The sequence below is a fragment of the Pseudomonas sp. NPDC096950 genome, from assembly GCF_044762525.1.
Classification (GTDB): domain Bacteria; phylum Pseudomonadota; class Gammaproteobacteria; order Pseudomonadales; family Pseudomonadaceae; genus Aquipseudomonas.
Window position 1 is genome coordinate 339933 of sequence record NZ_JBIWEL010000001.1, and the last position, 15519, is coordinate 355451.

Here is a 15519-nt window from a genome sequence, read left to right on the forward strand (position 1 = left end):
TGCATCAGCGAAACCGCAACGGAATCGCTTCCGCAAACGGATAAAACTGAAAGTACGGCTTGGCTTCGTCGATGACCCGCTGCACCGACGGCCGCTGGATCAACCGTTCAAAGTAGGCGCTCAAGTGCCCGCAATCGTTGGGGAACGGCTGCAGCGTGCTGGCATAGAACAACGCCGGGACCGCCGCGCAGTCGGCCAGGCTGAAGACCTCGCTGGCGACCCAGATCCTCGATGCCATCCGCCGCTCCAGCATGTAATACGCCGTGTTCAGCAAGACACGTTCCTTGGTCAAATCGCCGCGCAGGGAGAACAGGCGATCCGCGACAATCCGCTGCATCGGCCCCTGAACGTAGAGATCGAAAAAACGATCCCACAAACGCACTTCCAGCGCAGCCTCCCGATCCTCGGGAACCAACGGCTGCGGGCCAGGATAAAACCGGTCCAGGTATTCGATGATGATCGTTGACTCCGGCACGTCGCGCTGGCGCGTGTGATCGTGGATGACCGGGAACTTGCCGATCGGCCACAGCGCCTGAAGCTCGGCCCGATCGGCTTCGCTCGACAGATCAACAATCCTCTTTTCGAATTCAAGGCCATTTTCGTACAGCGCAACCAGCACTTTGTGGCAGTACGACGAGAGCGGATGGTAGTAAAGAGTCAGCGGCATCTTTCAGTCCTCGATGAACGTGTGCAGCCCACAACGTTGCAGTATCGACCGAGGTTCGGGGATGCGCGAGGCGAGCCTACCCAGCGGTCGCGGCGCCTGGAGAAAATTCGTCTGTCAGCAATACTCAAGGGTCGGCAATCACCCCGGGAGGCGACACCATGAACAAGGCAACGGATGCAGAGGAGGGCAGTAGCGCCTCTTCGTTGATCGACGCAAAAATCCACGAACTGGGCGATTGGCGCGGCGAAACCCTGGCGCACATCCGCGCGATCATCCACAAGGCTGACCCCGACGTGGTCGAGGAAGTGAAGTGGCGCGGCGTACCGGTGTGGTCCCACGCCGGCATCCTCTGCACCGGCGAGACCTACAAGGCTGTGGTCAAAATGACCTTCGCCAAGGGCGCCTCGCTGGAGGATCCTTCAGGCCTGTTCAATTCCAGCCTCGAAGGCAACACTCGGCGCGCCATCGATATTCACGAGGGCGAGAAGATTGATGAGGCCGCGCTGAAGGCGCTGATTCGCGCGGCCGTGAAGCTCAACACGTCGAAAGTGGCGAAATGAACAACCCTGTCACTGCGCAATAAAGTCACGAATCGCCCGAATGGTCAGCGCCGGCGCTTCTTCCATCAGCCAGTGACCGGCCCCTGGAATCACCACTTCCGTGACCGTGTCCGCCGCATTGCGCATCACGATGGCTTCGTTGTTGCCGAAGGATTTTTCGCCGCCGATGGCCAGCACTGGCATCGTCAGCCGCGTCTTTATCGACGCTTCGTTGTCCACGGCGTCCTGGCGAATGCTGCGAAACTGCGCGAAAGCCGCGTGCATGGCGCCGGGGCGAGCGTAGAGCTTGGCGTAATGCTGGCGGGTGGCTTCGTCCACTTTGGTGGGGTCGCCGGCGAACTCGTTCCAGAAGCGGTCCAGGTAAATGCGCTCGCGTCCGGCGACCAACCGTTCGGCATCTGGCCCGCCAAAGTCGAAGTGCCACAGCATCGGCGAGCGCACGATGTCATTCCAGGGTGGAACGCCCGGCACCGGCGCATCCATCACCACCAGACGATCGGTCAATTGCGGGTAACGCGTGGCGTAGGCGAAGGCGACCATGGTGCCGATGTCATGGCCGATCACCACCGCATGCTCGATCCCCAACGCGGCCAATACCCCACGAATATCCCCCGCCTGGGTTTTTTTGTCGAAACCGCTGTCCGGGATCGACGACAAGCCCATGCCACGCAAGTCCGGCACCACGACGGTGTGATCCTTGGCCAGGTCCGCGGCCAGCGGCGCCCACATGTCCCCGGTATCACCGAAACCATGCAACAGCACCACCGCCGGGCCTTTGCCGCCGACGCGCACATGCATCGTGACACCTTCCAACGGGATGTCCCTGGTGCGGAAGGCGGCGGGGAACGGCGTCACGCCGGCCAGTGCCGGGAGGCTCAGGGCGAGTAACAGCGAAGCGGTCAGCAGGGCGCGGATCATCAGGGTTTCTCCAATGGGCGGGCGAGCCCATGGAAGGGTAGCTGGGGTTGTGCAAATTGCCGTCCAACGGACAGCCGTGAAATTCAATGAATCTTCTGAATAGGGGTGAATCGTAAGAGTTAGAGCGGCGCAAAGCCGAGACTTTTGAAGTGTTGAGACTGCCAGGTAATCCTATGACACACCTTCAGACCCTTACAGGCACGCCAATAGGTAGCCCGGTAGCCACCGACAGCAATCAGGCCAAGACTGTTTATGACGCCTTGATGCAGCCGAGCGAAGCTTTGCGCGATGTCGATGTTGTCGATTTTCTGCGCCAACAATTGGCCCGCGCCGAGCACGCGGAGTGCGAAGTGCCGAGGAACCCGCAGGTACTTGAAGACTGGATCGGCCAGGGTGTGGCGAACGTCGCCGAGCAATATTCGGCGTATCTGCAAGAGCGGCATGCTGGCGGTCCCCGACGTTTTTTCACGGGGCGCAGCCATGCGCTGTACTTCTTGCAGCATGTCGCGCCGACCAAGTTAGTGGATGGCGCGTGGCTCTACAGCTTGCTGCCACAGTGGGCGGATTATCGGTTTCATGGGTTGATCCGCACTTATCTGGAGGAGTTGGGCGACGGCGAACCGGCGCTCAATCATGTGGCGCTGTATAAAAAACTGATCGCCGATCTGGACTGCGACCCCGGCTATACGCTGGCGGATATCTATTACGAGCAGGGCGCGATCCAGTTGGCGCTGGGTCAGCATGGCGCGGCGTTTCTGCCTGAAGTCATCGGCTACAACCTGGGCTATGAGCAGCTGCCGTTGCACTTGCTGATCACCTCGTTCGAATTGAATGAGCTGGGCATCGACCCGTACTATTTTTCGCTGCACGTGACCATCGATAACGCGAGCACCGGCCATGCGCGCAAGGCAGCCCAAAGTGTGCTTTCGCTGATGCCGATGGGAGCGGAGCGCGAGGAGTTTTATCAGCGTGTCGTGCAAGGCTACAAACTCAATGAGTTGGGGATTGGTTCCACGGCGATCATCAAGTCGTTCGACCTGGAGCAGCAAGTCGTCGCCATGCTCGAACGCAAACGCTCGTTCGGACAGCACATGCATTCCGACTATTGCCGTCTGGAAGGGAAAACGGTGAATGAGTGGCTGGCGCAACCCGATCAGATCCCTGCGTTCCTCGACGCCTTGCTGAAAAAAGGCTGGATCAAACGCGATGAAGACCCGGCCAACAGTCGGTTCTGGAAGTTGATCGACGGGGCGGGCGCGCCGATGTTCGGCGTGTTCTCCGGTTATGAAAAGCAGTTGCTGTGGGACTGGATTGCCGGCGAGCGGATCGTGGAAGAAGGCGCTGCCAACGCCTTTCGATTCCAGTTCAGGAGCAAGAATTCTGCAAATGCGGATTTACCGTCACCGGTCATTCCAACCGACCCGGATCTGCAAGGGCTACTCAGCGACCTCAAACACTGCGCACCCAATGAAAAAATGGCCTTGCTTGGCGCGTTCATGTGCCCAGCCATGCATGCGACCCCGGCCGGGCTCTATGCGACGCGGGAGTTCGTCAAGGTGATGAGCGAGAACGTCAAGGGGCCGCAGCTATGAGTGAGCAATCCGCGCTGTTGCAACTGGGCGAGCTGCTTCGCGAAAGCGGATACGCGTTTGTGACGCCGACGCCCGTCACTCATCAACGGGTCAACGACAGGGCTGACAATGCCGTCGGCACAACGCTGCGTGATGCGTTTGGCTGGAGCAGGTCGTTTGAATCTGGCCTGCTGCCACCGAACGTTGAGGGTGAACTGATCGAAAGCGGCGTGCTGGAACGTGATCATGATCGACTCAAAAGTACCGTCAGATGGTCGTCGCTGAATAACCTGTTGTTGGTTCATTCCGCCTTCCCGACCACTCAGGAACATTCAGTGTTCTTCGGTCCGGATACCTATCGTTTTGCCCAAACCATCGAGCGTCATATGCGCTTGAACCGTTGCGTTATCAGACGCGCCGTCGACATCGGTTGTGGCACTGGCGCGGGCGCGATGCTTATCGCCCAGGCGAATCCTCAGGCTGAAGTCTTCGCAGTGGACATCAACCCCAAGGCGCTCGCATTCACCGGGATCAACGCCAAACTGGCAGGCTTGAATAACGTGGCCTGCCACACCAGCAACGTGCTCAATGAGATGGAAGGGCAATTCGACCTGATCGTCGCCAACCCGCCTTACATGAAGGATTCCAGGCAACGGGCTTATCGCCATGGCGGTGATGCGCTGGGGGCTGACCTGTCCGTGCGGATCGTTCACGAATCGATCGAGCATTTGTCCGTGGGCGGGTCGTTGCTGCTGTATACCGGTGTCGCCATTGTGGATGGCCAGGATCCGTTTCTCGCGGCAGTGAAAGAGGCGGTGGATCAACCGGCGCTGGACTGGCACTACCGCGAACTTGACCCGGACGTCTTCGGCGAGGAATTGCTGGAAGCCGGGTACGAACAGGTTGATCGCATCGCGGCCGTGGAACTGATCGTCACGCGACGTCTACCGGTGTAGGTCTTTTTGCAGGATACCGCCATGAAATCATTCCAGAACCAGCTGACTCCGGCACAAGAACAGCGGCTCTGCGCGCTGGATGCTTGGCATCGTGCGCTCGACGATTGCTCGCTGCGGATGGAATGCCCCGACGCCTATCACGAGGAACTGCTGCGCCAGGCGGATGAAATGGATCGCCAAGGCATTGTGAATTGGGAGGAATGGCGGGACTTGCGGTTGGAGGCGGATGCGGCGTATTCCCGTGCGGTGGCGGGAGGGGATTACCACCCGGTGTTCGGTCGATAGGTTTTTCTGTCCTTTTGGCGCTATCTACTGGCCCGTTGGCGTTAGTCGGTCATCCGCCGTAGCGTTAGAGTGGTCGCCACGTTCCTGGCGCTCCTGAAGGACACTACCGATGACCCGCCCGCGTTTCTTACCCGACAACTTCACCCTGAGCCTGATCAGCGTGGTGATCCTCGCCAGTTTCCTACCCGCCAGCGGCCAGGTCGCGGTGGGCTTTGGCTGGCTGACCAACATTGCCATTGCCCTGCTGTTTTTCCTGCATGGCGCCAAACTATCCCGCGAGTCGATCATTGCCGGCGCCGGCCACTGGCGCCTGCATCTGTTGGTGTTCAGCCTGACCTTCATTCTGTTCCCCCTTATCGGGCTGGCGCTCAAGCCGTTGCTGTCGCCGCTGATCGGTGACGATTTGTACATGGGCATGCTCTACCTCTGCGCGCTGCCCGCCACCGTACAGTCGGCGATTGCCTTCACTTCGCTGGCGCGGGGCAACGTCCCGGCGGCGATTTGCAGCGCGGCGGCGTCGAGCCTGTTCGGGATCTTTCTCACGCCGTTGCTGGTCACCTTGCTGCTGGATGTGCACGGCGACGGCGGCTCGACCATCGATGCAATCCTGAAGATCAGCGTGCAACTGTTGCTGCCGTTCGTAGCCGGGCAGATCGCTCGGCGCTGGGTCGGCAACTGGGTGGCGCGCAACAAGTCCTGGCTGAAATTCGTCGATCAGGGCTCGATCCTGCTGGTGGTCTACGGAGCCTTCAGTGAAGCGGTGATCGAAGGCATCTGGCACCAGATTCCGCTCTGGGAACTCGCCGGCCTGGTGGTGGTGTGCTGCATCGTGCTGGGGCTCGTGTTGCTGGCCTCCACCGTGCTGGGCAGAGCCTTCGGCTTCAATCAGGAAGATCGCATCACCATCCTCTTCTGCGGCTCGAAGAAAAGCCTGGCCACCGGCGTGCCGATGGCCCAGGTGCTGTTTGCCGGCAGTACCTTGGGCGTGTTGATCCTGCCGTTGATGCTGTTCCATCAGATTCAATTGATGGTGTGTGCGGTGTTGGCGCAGCGCTACGCCAATCGCACGGAAACGGTCGCCGAAATGATGGGGCAGGTTGATCCATAAGGACCTGTTGCTTTCGAACCTCGTATCAGGATAACTGTGCCCCTGTCCTGCCTCGAGGTGACCCGCGATGTTTGATCTGCCCTCTATCGTGACTTACGTGGCCGTCGTGATCGGTCTGTTTCTAATCCCCGGCCCTGCGGTGCTGTTGGTGATCACACGCACCCTGCAGGGTGGGCGTAAAGTCGGGATCGCTACGGGGCTGGGCATTGCCTCTGGTGACCTGATCCACACGTTGAGCGCTGCGCTGGGCCTATCGGCCATCCTGATGACCTCGGCGCTAGCGTTTAATGTCGTGAAGACGGTGGGCGCGTGCTATCTGATTTATCTGGGCGTGCGCGCATTTCTGGCCAAGCCAGGCGCCGCCGCACGAACACAGTTGGCTGACGTGACGTCGACCCAAGCCTTTTTTCAAGCGGTCGGCGCAGAAGTACTGAACCCGAAAACCGCGATTTTCTTCCTGGCGTTCCTGCCTCAATTCATTCACCCGGAATCGGGCTCATCCCTGATTCAATTCGCGGTACTTGGCTTGATCTTCTCGGCGCTCAGCGCGACCTATACCAGCATTCTTTCAATCAGCATTCGCCCCCTTAGTCGGTTGATCAAGGGGCTTGCGAGGCTGCGTCGGTGGGAAGGGAAAATCATCGGGACGATGTTTGTGGGGCTTGGGGTGAAGGTGGCTTTTCAGCAGCGGTAGGGTGGGTTAGGCGTGGCTGGCTGTTGCCTGTGGTGAAAGGGGGGCATCGACTCTAAGCGGTTGCTCGGCAACGGCCGTCTCGTACAGCCTCATCAAGTCAGACACGACAACCTCATCAGATGCCATGAGATTGGCTCGAATAGCAGTGGGAGCTTTTTCGATTTGCTGTTCCAAATCCAATGCTCGATGAACAGCCCGGCCTAATGGAAAATGAATCCGTTCCCGTTTTTTAGGGTATGTCCCGTCCTTTCCCAGGCTGGGAAGGTGCAGATACGTGGCCTAAGCGATGGCCGCCATGTCTTTTTCCAGGCCGCCATCTCCGCCGCCTCCATCTGAGTCATCGGTGACTCTGGAGTTCGGGGAAGAGAAGTGCGGAGTCCTGAAGGTGATCTCCACTCCCATAGACGGGATACTCAAATGCCCTGACTGCAGGACAAGGCTAGGATCGCCAGCCGGTAACCTGTAAAGGCCCTTTCTGGTGATCTTATCGAGGCACCATTGCTCGAGTTCTGATTGCGAGGCATTGCGGATTGCCGGCGGCACCGTAAAGCATTCGGCGTGCGCCTGTCCGTTGACCAACCGACATATCGCTAACTGATCCAGGTCGCACATGATGCTTCCTGTGGAGGGGGGCGGGCAGAAGAGTTGGTGTTTAGCCATGGAGCTCGTCTCAGTGAATGGTTAGAACGATCAAGCCGGTGGTAGAAGCATTGACCGAATAGAGCCGGATTCCAGTTCGATTAGCATCACCTATTCGGGTGAGGAGGCTCGCCGTATTGATGCCGGTGAACTGGCGGGGTTGCACCAGATAATCGAGTTCGGCCTGATTGAATCCGAGGAACTGCACGACGGCCTCGCCAGCGACAATCTCAGCCACCTGCTGGAATCGCATCGGGTGGGGGATGCTGATGGATACAGGGCCGGTCACCGGGGCGGGGCGTGGTGTAGTCACGCGAAAACAAATCAAGCCGGCGACCAAAACGATGACCATCGCAATCGGTCCGCCCCAGGCAGCAGGAATCACCAGCGTCTCGGGCTTTACCCAGCCGATAACGGCAAAGATCAACCCCACCGTGAGCCCGGGAACACCGAGCGAGGCCATCGCACGAAACTTAGGGTCGTCAATCTTAAACACCAGATGCCCTCCTTTGCCGAGGTTGTCGTCATGCTGCCGAGAAGAATTCGAGCGGCCGGCGTCCTCTATCACGATAGCCCACTGCTCTGTAGGTGCTATGCCGAGATGAGAAAATAATTCAAGCAGGTGTGGGGCTCCTTTCTTAAGCAAAAAGAAAGCACAAATGGACCAAAAAACGACCATAAAATTTAGTGCTCGGGAACTACCCGACATTTCCTCACTTGCGAACGGGTGAAACATAGTCTTTGCTCATTGTTAAATGGCAGATGGCCATGCCAACGCTGCCTGACACCAAGGATGGGCGTCCTCTGCCCCTTGGATACAAGACGACTATTCGAAAGCATGTACATATGCATTCAGTTCGGAGTTGGTCCAACGTCATAACAACGAAAATACGGTGGCAGCATATGAAAAATAATTTCCTTGCGCTGGTAATTTTCCTTCCCCTGCTGCTTGGTGGTTGCGGGTATAACGTTAAGGCCATTAAAAGTTTCGAGTCCAGTACCAACAGCCTGACGACAAGTTTCAAAGAAATGACGCAGGCCACCGAGACACGGTGTTATACAACCTTCAGGGCGTTCGCTTCTATCCAGCCGAAAAATGATGACTATCGACGAATTAATCAGGCAGCCGAATCAGGATGTAAACAGTTCGTAGAGGAAAATAAAACCACGGAGATGATTGCTGATGTCATCAGCGGCTATGCCGATGCCCTTGCCAAGGTAGTAGGCGTTGAACCAAACTATTTGGACGATGAAAATTCCAGTTTGGAAAAAGCTGCGGCTGAACTAAAAGATAGAAAAGAGACTCCAGAGTTTAAAAAAGAAGACCTTAGCGCCGTTTCAAAACTCGCCAATACTATCGCAAAGGTATATACGACTTATAAAGTTAAAAAAGAGTCAGTCGCTTTGATTCAGCGGAATAAGGCCCTTGTGAATGCCAATGTAGAGAAAATGAGTCTCTACGCCACAAGAATATATGAAGATCAAATGAGACTTGAGCAGGCAGTATTGCAAAGCGTTCTCGACGATCTTATAAAAGCTTCAAAGCTGCCAAAAGGCGCTGCCACTGGGTCTGTAGTGCCACATCGGCTAGCGCAGGCAGACTACGTCAAGGCGCTCGATTACGTTGGGGATGGTAAGACGCCTGGGAAAGGAAAAGAGGTTTCAGAAAAATTTACCCAGGCGTGTAAAGCGCTGATAAATGCTAACAACGAACTGGCCGAAAAGTTTCAAACACTTTCAGAAGAGGCGCAGCTGAAAGAAGTTTTAGCTTTTGCGAAAGATGCTCGTGCGGTCCGGGATTCACTCAATACACTGCGTAAATAGGTGCAGACATGTCTGATGGAAAGCTGGGTCTAGAAGAAGCATTGCTCGCTCAAGCGCAATTGAAAGAAGCCGTTTTAGATCAGTTTATAGAAATTCGTACTTTTTTGAAAAATATTAAAAATTCACCAATAGAGGCCGAGCTAAAGGATAGGCAGTTTAAACTTATGCAAGACTACATGCACTTGCAAACTCAAGGGGTTGTGCTGCTAGGGGCTTCGACCACGCAAGACCTGGAAGTTATAAAAGAGGCCAGTCAGCGAATAACTGATTTTGTCTATAACACCAAGAAGGTTGAAAAAACAATCAAGGTTATCACTGCTGTCGTTGTGTTCATTGGCGCCGCTATAAATGGATCTCCATTGGGTATTGCTGACGCTGCAATGACGCTCTACGACGTAATGAACAAGAAAATCGAGGAGGAGAAGGAAAAAGGTGACGAAGCAGCCGTTGACGTTTCCGCTCTGGCGGCCTCAATAGAGCCGGGTATGAAGGCAGGTGGTGTGAATCGCGGTACACCTGTGAAACCGGCTGGCAATGAGCACAAGACGCCGAAGAGGCCACCAAAATAGTATAAATATGTGGAGTTGAGCTCGATTTGCATGCTTTTCGCTGGGAGTTAACCGGAGCTCATCATGTCCTTGAATTTTGCCTAGTATCTATACCATTGACTGTTCCCTGCTATCTCGTGTTCCATGGAGGGCGCATGCGTTACAAGATTTTTATCCCTATTTCGATTGTGGTCGTAGGTTTTGTAGCCATTATGTGGTGGCGCGGTGCTTCGAAGCCAGAAGCAGGGACTATGCTCAAAGCATGGTCAGAGAGCATACAGAACCTGGGTGTTCGAGCGATTTATCCTCTTCAGGAGAGTTTATATCCAGGAAATATGCTTTTGGTTCCAACTTACCCTGAGAAAACCAAGTGGTTTGAGGAGAAACCCGCTGAGTTTTACACCAGTTATCTTGTTCGAATCGGATCGCTCGACCTTTGTCAGTTGTATTTGTCACTCCGGAGCGCCCCTGAAATTCCGCCAGTTTCTGGCTACGAGGCCAATGGTGGCGGATCTGTAGGAAACAAGCCCTTCACTCCATGGCAGCCTACTGAAATCAAATACTCGCACTTTAAATGCAGTGGCTATAAAGATGCTGATTTCAGAGTCAATCGCGTCATGGCTTTCCCTGCTTTTCAGTTTGGGTCACTCGCCGAGTCAGGTATAAGCGGTAATGTATTGAATGGGGTGACTGGTCTACTAGGTAGTCTCGTGGGAAATAACGAGTATCGTATGACCGTGTCGATACCGAGCGCTACAGTCATCAGGGTTGATTTACACGATCTTCTGTCAGCTTTGAATAACTACAACTACAGCACCGCCGGCGGTGTTAAAGATGTACAAGTTATTTTAGAACGAATGATGAATGTTCAGAAATTCATCGATAAGAAAGGTAAAGTCTCCGAGCCTGAGCTACTAGTTGTCACGGAAGTGTATTATGCGAATGCTATAGATATTTCAATTGCAAGCTCAGCAGCCAAGGCTTCCGATCTTTCAGTCAGCACCCAGGCATTGGCCGAGCGATTTGACCAACTCAAAGACTTGCGTGATCAGCTCAACGTTATAAAGACTGACGCTTCTGTGGCCCAAGGAGCCAATCAGAGCCATTCTAATACGGAGGCTCAGAAGGAGACCATGAAGGAACTTGTCCAGCAGATTGCTGAAAAAGAGGCTGAGGTGGATAGGCTGTCAAAAGCCATCTTACCGGGTGCCCCAGGAGTCACTGGGGCTGTGAAATCGGTTTCTAGCTCGGGCGTGACTTTAACTCAGGTTTTTCCACGACCGATGGCATTTGGATATCGCGCAATAGGATTTAAGCCAGACCAATATCTTAGAATGCATTGATGACCTAGCGTCTCCGTAGGTGGCTAAATTAATTCAAACTATGGCTTGTCAAATCGAGCATTGAACTTGGGTTTGGGCCTCCGGCTAGCGAAGATCATGGCTAATGGATCGCCTTTTTCTCGGTTACATTGCCTGAGTCGCCCCGGATTCATTCAACTTTCAACCACCTCGCCGCCGCATCCGCCGTATCTTGCGGTGACGTATTGAACGCAATAGCAGCATCCGGCGCCGCTTTGTGCACGGCGTTGATCAACGCTTCGAACAACAGCAGGCTGTTGGCGGGGATGCGCAGCCCACCACCAATGACCACGCAGTCGTAGCGACTTGCAAGTAACTGGCGCTCCACCTCTAAGGCGGCGCTGTCGTCTGGACGCACCAGCAGCAGATCGGCGCTCCAGCCGCGATCGGCCATCTGCTGCATGCCGGACGCGATGCCGGCGCGTATTTTCGCGGCGTCAAAGCCAGGGGGTAGAGCAGGGTCGGAGAAATCCACGGTTTCAGGCTCTTGCCCGATGAACAACACGCGGGCTGAATCTTTGGATGCATTCATTGGCTGGTACTCATCAGGTTTCGGGCATCTACATCTTGACGCAATGGATCATAGCCCAGGCGTCTCTCTTTGCCGGGCGCAGGTCATGATGTCGAAACCTCCGTCCAGTTCAACGTCGCCGACTCCCGCCATTTCACCTCAGTCAGCCCATACTTTTCCGCTTGGGGTTTGGACACGACTTTGAGTGGCGGCCTGCCGGGTTTCGGGATCGGCGCTATCCCCGCATCACAACTCGCCCAGTGCCAGGCCTGGGCATTGGTCATGCTTTGCGCGCGGATGATGAATGACTTTGTCTGCCCGTGAAGCTTGTATTCAATGATGTAAAGATCGGTCTTCATGAGGCCCCCTCCATTTGCTCATAGATAAAGGAGTGGTGGCGTCAGAAAAAAATTCAAAGCGTTTTCAGTTGTTGTTACTTATTGATTTTTGTAGGGAAGATTGCGGGTTTGAAGGCGCTTCTGGACGGTGTCGTGATGGGATAGTTCAATGGCAGTGACTGGCGGCGCGACCCCTTATTTATCCCGGAGCCCTACATGAAAATTGGCGTGATTTCCGACACCCATGGCCTGCTCCGCCCCGAAGCGGTTGCGGCGCTGGAAGGCTGTGAACGGATCGTTCATGCGGGTGACATTGGCAGTGCCGAGATACTTGATCAACTGACGGCCATCGCGCCTTTATACGTCGTGCGTGGCAACAACGACCTGGACGCGCCGTGGGCGGAACAGATTCCCGATCTTCTGTATGTCGACGTCAATGGCTGGAAGACGCTGTTGGTGCATGACATTGCCGATGTCCCCATTGCACTCAATGAGGACGTCAGGATGGTGATCACCGGCCACTCTCATAAACCACTGATTGAATGGCGGGGCGAGCGGCTGTATCTCAATCCCGGGAGTGCAGGGCGGCGGCGTTTCAAGTTGCCGGTGACCTTGGCGCTGGTTGAAGTGCTGGCGACGTCGATTGAGCCGCGTCTGGTATCGTTGGTGGAATGATCGACCCTGGCCCTCTGGTACAAAAAAAACATGCTCAAGATCAATACCGATATGGCGATGTTCATCGCGTTGATGGCCTGTGCAGGTCAGGCCTTGGGCGCGGGGCTGCCGCCGCCCACCGTCGATGTGCTGGCATGGCCGCGCATGTCGTCGAGCGAGTTTGGTTGCTATATGGAGCAGTCGCTGGGGTATCGCGACAAGCGCTTCAATTGCAGCCTGAAGGGCTACGAAAATCAAGGCGACCCATGCGACAACGGCGATGCCTACACAGAAGGGCCGGACTTCCCCGCAAGCCTGGCTGCCAGGATTCATCCGCTCGCGACGCAGGTGCAACTGAGCTGGGAGCATGGGGAGTTGCAGCAGGTGACGCTCTTGCTCAAGGGAACATTCAACGAGGCCGAGGTCCGCAACGCCTTTAAATTGCCGCGTGCCGAAGCCTACGTGTTGTCCGAAACAGAGCAGGGGACATTGCCGGAAAATATCATGGACACCAGCGTGCAATATGTATCGACCGATGATTCGACGGGTAAACGCCCAAGCGATCCGTCTTCAGGGTTTACCTCGGTCATGCTGACCGGCTTCGACCATATGGGCGCAGGCGATGTCGATTGCAGCGTCGATGAATGATATCCCGCGCCAGTTAGATCTTTCGTTGTCGTACAACGACTTTTTCCATCCCATCTGCTGTTCGCGAAGCAAATCACACCGCTGAACCTGCCTGTACCCGTCGTATTCCCTACAGAGCTGGATCTGGAACGAGAGGTCGTGTCATGACGAACGGCCATCTTTCAGATTGACAGCCACGTACCAGCCTCGCTATAAAAGGCACAGTTGTACGACGACAGACGATAGATCGACTGTTGAACCCTAAAAATAAAAAAGAGTGTCGGCCCCACCATGAATCCAACCTGCGTACTCGCCTCCCCGAATGCCGCTCCCCGTGGTTCGATCCTGACTGCTTGCCTTGATGCACAGTCCGGCCCGTTGCAGGCAACGGTTTCAACAAACACCCCATAGCAGTTGTTACAGGTCTGACTCCAGCCGCCGGGCATGGAGAACGTGCACCTGTACTCTCGCGAGGTTGTCGAGAGTTCATCACCCTAATCCAATAATAAAGTGATGCTATGAATCTGAATGAGCCCATCAATGCGCAACGCGTCGGCCAAGCCGTAGGCAAATACCGCTGGACGATCTGCGCGCTGTTGTTTTTTGCGACCACCGTCAATTACCTCGACCGCCAGGTGCTCAGCCTGTTGGCGCCGGGTCTGTCGACGGAGTTCGGTTGGAGTAATACCGATTACGCCAACATTGCGTCGGTGTTCCAGTTTGTCTATGCCATTTCCATGTTGTTCGCGGGTCGTGTGGTCGACAAGATCGGCACCAAGACTGCGTTTGTGGTGGCGATCGGCATCTGGTCGACGGGTGCGATCATGCATGCGTTTGCAATGCCGATGGGCGAGGGGATCGCTGCGGTGTGCAGCGCGTTTGGCCTGGCGGTGATTCCGGTGTCGATCGCCGGTTTCATGTTGTCCCGCGCGGTGCTGGCGATCGGCGAGGCGGGTAACTTTCCGATTGCGATCAAGGCCACTGCCGAATACTTTCCGAAGAAAGAACGCTCATTCGCCACCGGCATCTTCAACTCCGGTGCCAACGTCGGCGCGATCCTGGCACCGATCTGCGTGCCGCTGATCGCGGGCCTGTGGGGCTGGGAAGCGGCGTTTATCGTGATCGGCATGTTGGGCTTTGTCTGGGTGGCCGTGTGGATCACGCTGTACCAGAAGCCGGAGCAGCAAAAGCGCCTGTCGGCGGCGGAACTGGCTTACATCCGCAGCGATGAGCCGGTGCAGGTGATCGCCACGCCGGTGGCGGGCGAGGTGGTCAAGAAAGTCTCGTGGTTCAAGTTGCTGACCTATCGCCAGACCTGGGCCTTTGCGTTCGGCAAGTTCATGACCGATGGCGTGTGGTGGTTCTTCCTGTTCTGGCTGCCGACCTATCTGTCGGCGCAATACGGCATGAAAGGCCCGGACATTGTGGTTCCGCTGGCCGTGCTGTACAGCATGACCATGGTCGGCAGCATCGGTGGCGGCTGGTTCCCGAGCTACTTCATGGCACGCGGCGACAAGCCGTATGACGGTCGCATGAAAGCCATGCTGGTGATCGCGCTGTTCCCGCTGCTGGTGTTGCTGGCGCAGCCGTTCGGTTACATCAGTTTCTGGGTGCCGGTGTTGTTGATCGGGATTGGCGCGTCGGCGCACCAGGCGTGGTCGTGCAACATCTTCACCACCGTGTCTGACATGTTCCCGCAAAAAACCGTCGCTTCGGTGGTGGGGATTGGCGGCATGGCCGGCGGCTTGGGCGGGGTGGTGATGACCAAGATAGGCGGCTGGGTGTTCGACTACTACAAATCGATCAACGACATTCACACTGGCTACATGATCATGTTTGCCATCTGCGCACTGGCGTATCTGGTGGCGTGGAGCGTGATGAAGGCACTGGTGCCGCAGCATAAGGAAATTACGGATCTGTAAGCGGTTCTTCAGTTAGATCGAGGGCGGATGTACCTCCGCCTTCGCGAGCAAGCCCGCTCCCACACTGGTTCTGTGTCGTTCGCAAGAGTTGCGGCCAACACCGATTCCCTGTGGGAGCGGGCTTGCTCGCGAAGGCGTCAGCCCAGTCGAAATCCTTGTCACCTGAAACACCGCTTTCGCGAGCAGGCTCGCTCCCACATTGGTTCGGTGTCGTTCGCAAGAGTTGCGGCCAACACCGATACCCTGTGGGAGCGGGCTTGCTCGCGAAGGCGTCAGCCCAGTCGAAATCCTTGTCACCTGAAACACCGCTTTCGCGAGCAGGCTCGCTCCCACATT

Annotated in this window: 18 protein-coding genes; 12 read left to right on the forward strand and 6 right to left on the reverse strand. The window is 56.0% G+C overall.

Annotation, left to right across the window (positions count from 1 at the left end; all coding sequences use genetic code 11):
- Positions 1-4 precede the first annotated feature (4 nt).
- Complete coding sequence (locus ACIQY3_RS01720) at positions 5-667, reverse strand: glutathione S-transferase family protein (protein ID WP_403016633.1); 663 nt, start codon at positions 665-667, stop codon at positions 5-7.
- A gap of 158 nt (positions 668-825) precedes the next feature.
- Here ACIQY3_RS01720 and ACIQY3_RS01725 point away from each other — a divergent pair, with 158 nt between their 5' ends.
- The gene (locus tag ACIQY3_RS01725) at positions 826-1227 is read left to right on the forward strand and encodes a DUF1801 domain-containing protein (RefSeq protein ID WP_403016635.1); all 402 of its coding nucleotides are present in this window, start codon (positions 826-828) and stop codon (positions 1225-1227) included.
- A 9-nt stretch (positions 1228-1236) separates the two neighbouring features.
- Here ACIQY3_RS01725 and ACIQY3_RS01730 read toward each other — a convergent pair whose 3' ends face one another.
- Positions 1237-2145 (reverse strand): alpha/beta fold hydrolase, encoded by a 909-nt coding sequence (locus tag ACIQY3_RS01730; RefSeq protein WP_403016638.1) that lies wholly within the window; start codon positions 2143-2145, stop codon positions 1237-1239.
- Positions 2146-2318: 173 nt separating this feature from the next.
- On the opposite strand from ACIQY3_RS01730, the gene ACIQY3_RS01735 reads away from it, so the two are divergent.
- The 5 genes from ACIQY3_RS01735 to ACIQY3_RS01755 all read left to right on the forward strand — a co-directional run bounded on the left by ACIQY3_RS01735 (position 2319) and on the right by ACIQY3_RS01755 (position 6759).
- A complete protein-coding gene (locus tag ACIQY3_RS01735) occupies positions 2319-3737 on the forward strand; it encodes an iron-containing redox enzyme family protein (protein WP_403016640.1) in 1419 nt (472 codons plus the stop codon).
- Complete coding sequence (locus ACIQY3_RS01740; RefSeq protein WP_403016642.1) at positions 3734-4672, forward strand: methyltransferase; 939 nt, start codon at positions 3734-3736, stop codon at positions 4670-4672. The genes ACIQY3_RS01735 and ACIQY3_RS01740 overlap by 4 nt, the downstream gene beginning before the upstream one ends.
- A 21-nt stretch (positions 4673-4693) precedes the next feature.
- A complete protein-coding gene (locus ACIQY3_RS01745; RefSeq protein ID WP_403016644.1) occupies positions 4694-4957 on the forward strand; it encodes a hypothetical protein in 264 nt (87 codons plus the stop codon).
- Positions 4958-5066: 109 nt separating this feature from the next.
- Positions 5067-6065: a bile acid:sodium symporter family protein gene (locus ACIQY3_RS01750; protein WP_403016646.1), complete on the forward strand. Its 999-nt coding sequence runs from the start codon at positions 5067-5069 to the stop codon at positions 6063-6065.
- A 67-nt stretch (positions 6066-6132) separates the two neighbouring features.
- Positions 6133-6759 (forward strand): LysE family translocator, encoded by a 627-nt coding sequence (locus tag ACIQY3_RS01755; protein ID WP_403016648.1) that lies wholly within the window; start codon positions 6133-6135, stop codon positions 6757-6759.
- 279 nt (positions 6760-7038) lie between these two features.
- Here the strand turns inward: ACIQY3_RS01755 and ACIQY3_RS01760 are convergent, their stop codons facing one another.
- On the reverse strand, positions 7039-7371 hold the full coding sequence (locus ACIQY3_RS01760) for a hypothetical protein (protein WP_403016650.1): 333 nt from the start codon (positions 7369-7371) through the stop codon (positions 7039-7041).
- Between the two features lie 58 nt (positions 7372-7429).
- Complete coding sequence (locus ACIQY3_RS01765; protein WP_403016652.1) at positions 7430-8134, reverse strand: hypothetical protein; 705 nt, start codon at positions 8132-8134, stop codon at positions 7430-7432.
- 167 nt (positions 8135-8301) lie between these two features.
- On the opposite strand from ACIQY3_RS01765, the gene ACIQY3_RS01770 reads away from it, so the two are divergent.
- The 3 genes from ACIQY3_RS01770 to ACIQY3_RS01780 all read left to right on the forward strand — a co-directional run bounded on the left by ACIQY3_RS01770 (position 8302) and on the right by ACIQY3_RS01780 (position 11113).
- Positions 8302-9222, forward strand: a complete 921-nt coding sequence (locus ACIQY3_RS01770; protein ID WP_403016654.1) for a hypothetical protein — start codon at positions 8302-8304, stop codon at positions 9220-9222.
- 8 nt (positions 9223-9230) lie between these two features.
- On the forward strand, positions 9231-9791 hold the full coding sequence (locus tag ACIQY3_RS01775; RefSeq protein ID WP_403016656.1) for a hypothetical protein: 561 nt from the start codon (positions 9231-9233) through the stop codon (positions 9789-9791).
- 134 nt (positions 9792-9925) lie between these two features.
- The gene (locus ACIQY3_RS01780) at positions 9926-11113 is read left to right on the forward strand and encodes a hypothetical protein (protein WP_403016658.1); all 1188 of its coding nucleotides are present in this window, start codon (positions 9926-9928) and stop codon (positions 11111-11113) included.
- Positions 11114-11261: 148 nt separating this feature from the next.
- Here the strand turns inward: ACIQY3_RS01780 and ACIQY3_RS01785 are convergent, their stop codons facing one another.
- Together ACIQY3_RS01785 and ACIQY3_RS01790 are read right to left on the reverse strand one after the other, a co-directional pair.
- Positions 11262-11663 carry a hypothetical protein gene (locus ACIQY3_RS01785; RefSeq protein ID WP_403016660.1) on the reverse strand — a complete coding sequence of 134 codons (402 nt, stop codon included), beginning with the start codon at positions 11661-11663 and terminating at the stop codon, positions 11262-11264.
- Positions 11664-11746: 83 nt separating this feature from the next.
- Positions 11747-12001, reverse strand: coding sequence for a DUF6555 family protein (locus tag ACIQY3_RS01790; protein ID WP_054048764.1), 255 nt, complete (start codon positions 11999-12001; stop codon positions 11747-11749).
- 195 nt (positions 12002-12196) lie between these two features.
- On the opposite strand from ACIQY3_RS01790, the gene ACIQY3_RS01795 reads away from it, so the two are divergent.
- From ACIQY3_RS01795 to ACIQY3_RS01805, 3 genes are all read left to right on the forward strand, one after another.
- Positions 12197-12655: a metallophosphoesterase family protein gene (locus ACIQY3_RS01795; protein WP_403016663.1), complete on the forward strand. Its 459-nt coding sequence runs from the start codon at positions 12197-12199 to the stop codon at positions 12653-12655.
- Between the two features lie 30 nt (positions 12656-12685).
- On the forward strand, positions 12686-13282 hold the full coding sequence (locus ACIQY3_RS01800; RefSeq protein ID WP_403016665.1) for a hypothetical protein: 597 nt from the start codon (positions 12686-12688) through the stop codon (positions 13280-13282).
- A gap of 497 nt (positions 13283-13779) precedes the next feature.
- Positions 13780-15183: an MFS transporter gene (locus ACIQY3_RS01805; protein WP_403016667.1), complete on the forward strand. Its 1404-nt coding sequence runs from the start codon at positions 13780-13782 to the stop codon at positions 15181-15183.
- Positions 15184-15519 lie beyond the last annotated feature (336 nt).

Excerpts from the sequence above, each read along its gene's own strand:
- ACIQY3_RS01760 (WP_403016650.1), bottom strand. The coding sequence starts at position 7,371 with ATGTGCGACCTGGATCAGTTAGCGATATGTCGGTTGGTCAACGGACAG.
- ACIQY3_RS01720 (WP_403016633.1), bottom strand. The coding sequence starts at position 667 with ATGCCGCTGACTCTTTACTACCATCCGCTCTCGTCGTACTGCCACAAA.
- ACIQY3_RS01780 (WP_403016658.1), top strand. The coding sequence starts at position 9,926 with ATGCGTTACAAGATTTTTATCCCTATTTCGATTGTGGTCGTAGGTTTT.
- ACIQY3_RS01800 (WP_403016665.1), top strand. The coding sequence starts at position 12,686 with ATGCTCAAGATCAATACCGATATGGCGATGTTCATCGCGTTGATGGCC.
- ACIQY3_RS01785 (WP_403016660.1), bottom strand. The coding sequence starts at position 11,663 with ATGAATGCATCCAAAGATTCAGCCCGCGTGTTGTTCATCGGGCAAGAG.
- ACIQY3_RS01750 (WP_403016646.1), top strand. The coding sequence starts at position 5,067 with ATGACCCGCCCGCGTTTCTTACCCGACAACTTCACCCTGAGCCTGATC.
- ACIQY3_RS01735 (WP_403016640.1), top strand. The coding sequence starts at position 2,319 with ATGACACACCTTCAGACCCTTACAGGCACGCCAATAGGTAGCCCGGTA.
- ACIQY3_RS01740 (WP_403016642.1), top strand. The coding sequence starts at position 3,734 with ATGAGTGAGCAATCCGCGCTGTTGCAACTGGGCGAGCTGCTTCGCGAA.
- ACIQY3_RS01775 (WP_403016656.1), top strand. The coding sequence starts at position 9,231 with ATGTCTGATGGAAAGCTGGGTCTAGAAGAAGCATTGCTCGCTCAAGCG.
- ACIQY3_RS01805 (WP_403016667.1), top strand. The coding sequence starts at position 13,780 with ATGAATCTGAATGAGCCCATCAATGCGCAACGCGTCGGCCAAGCCGTA.
- ACIQY3_RS01795 (WP_403016663.1), top strand. The coding sequence starts at position 12,197 with ATGAAAATTGGCGTGATTTCCGACACCCATGGCCTGCTCCGCCCCGAA.
- ACIQY3_RS01765 (WP_403016652.1), bottom strand. The coding sequence starts at position 8,134 with ATGTTTCACCCGTTCGCAAGTGAGGAAATGTCGGGTAGTTCCCGAGCA.
- ACIQY3_RS01725 (WP_403016635.1), top strand. The coding sequence starts at position 826 with ATGAACAAGGCAACGGATGCAGAGGAGGGCAGTAGCGCCTCTTCGTTG.
- ACIQY3_RS01745 (WP_403016644.1), top strand. The coding sequence starts at position 4,694 with ATGAAATCATTCCAGAACCAGCTGACTCCGGCACAAGAACAGCGGCTC.
- ACIQY3_RS01770 (WP_403016654.1), top strand. The coding sequence starts at position 8,302 with ATGAAAAATAATTTCCTTGCGCTGGTAATTTTCCTTCCCCTGCTGCTT.
- ACIQY3_RS01790 (WP_054048764.1), bottom strand. The coding sequence starts at position 12,001 with ATGAAGACCGATCTTTACATCATTGAATACAAGCTTCACGGGCAGACA.
- ACIQY3_RS01755 (WP_403016648.1), top strand. The coding sequence starts at position 6,133 with ATGTTTGATCTGCCCTCTATCGTGACTTACGTGGCCGTCGTGATCGGT.
- ACIQY3_RS01730 (WP_403016638.1), bottom strand. The coding sequence starts at position 2,145 with ATGATCCGCGCCCTGCTGACCGCTTCGCTGTTACTCGCCCTGAGCCTC.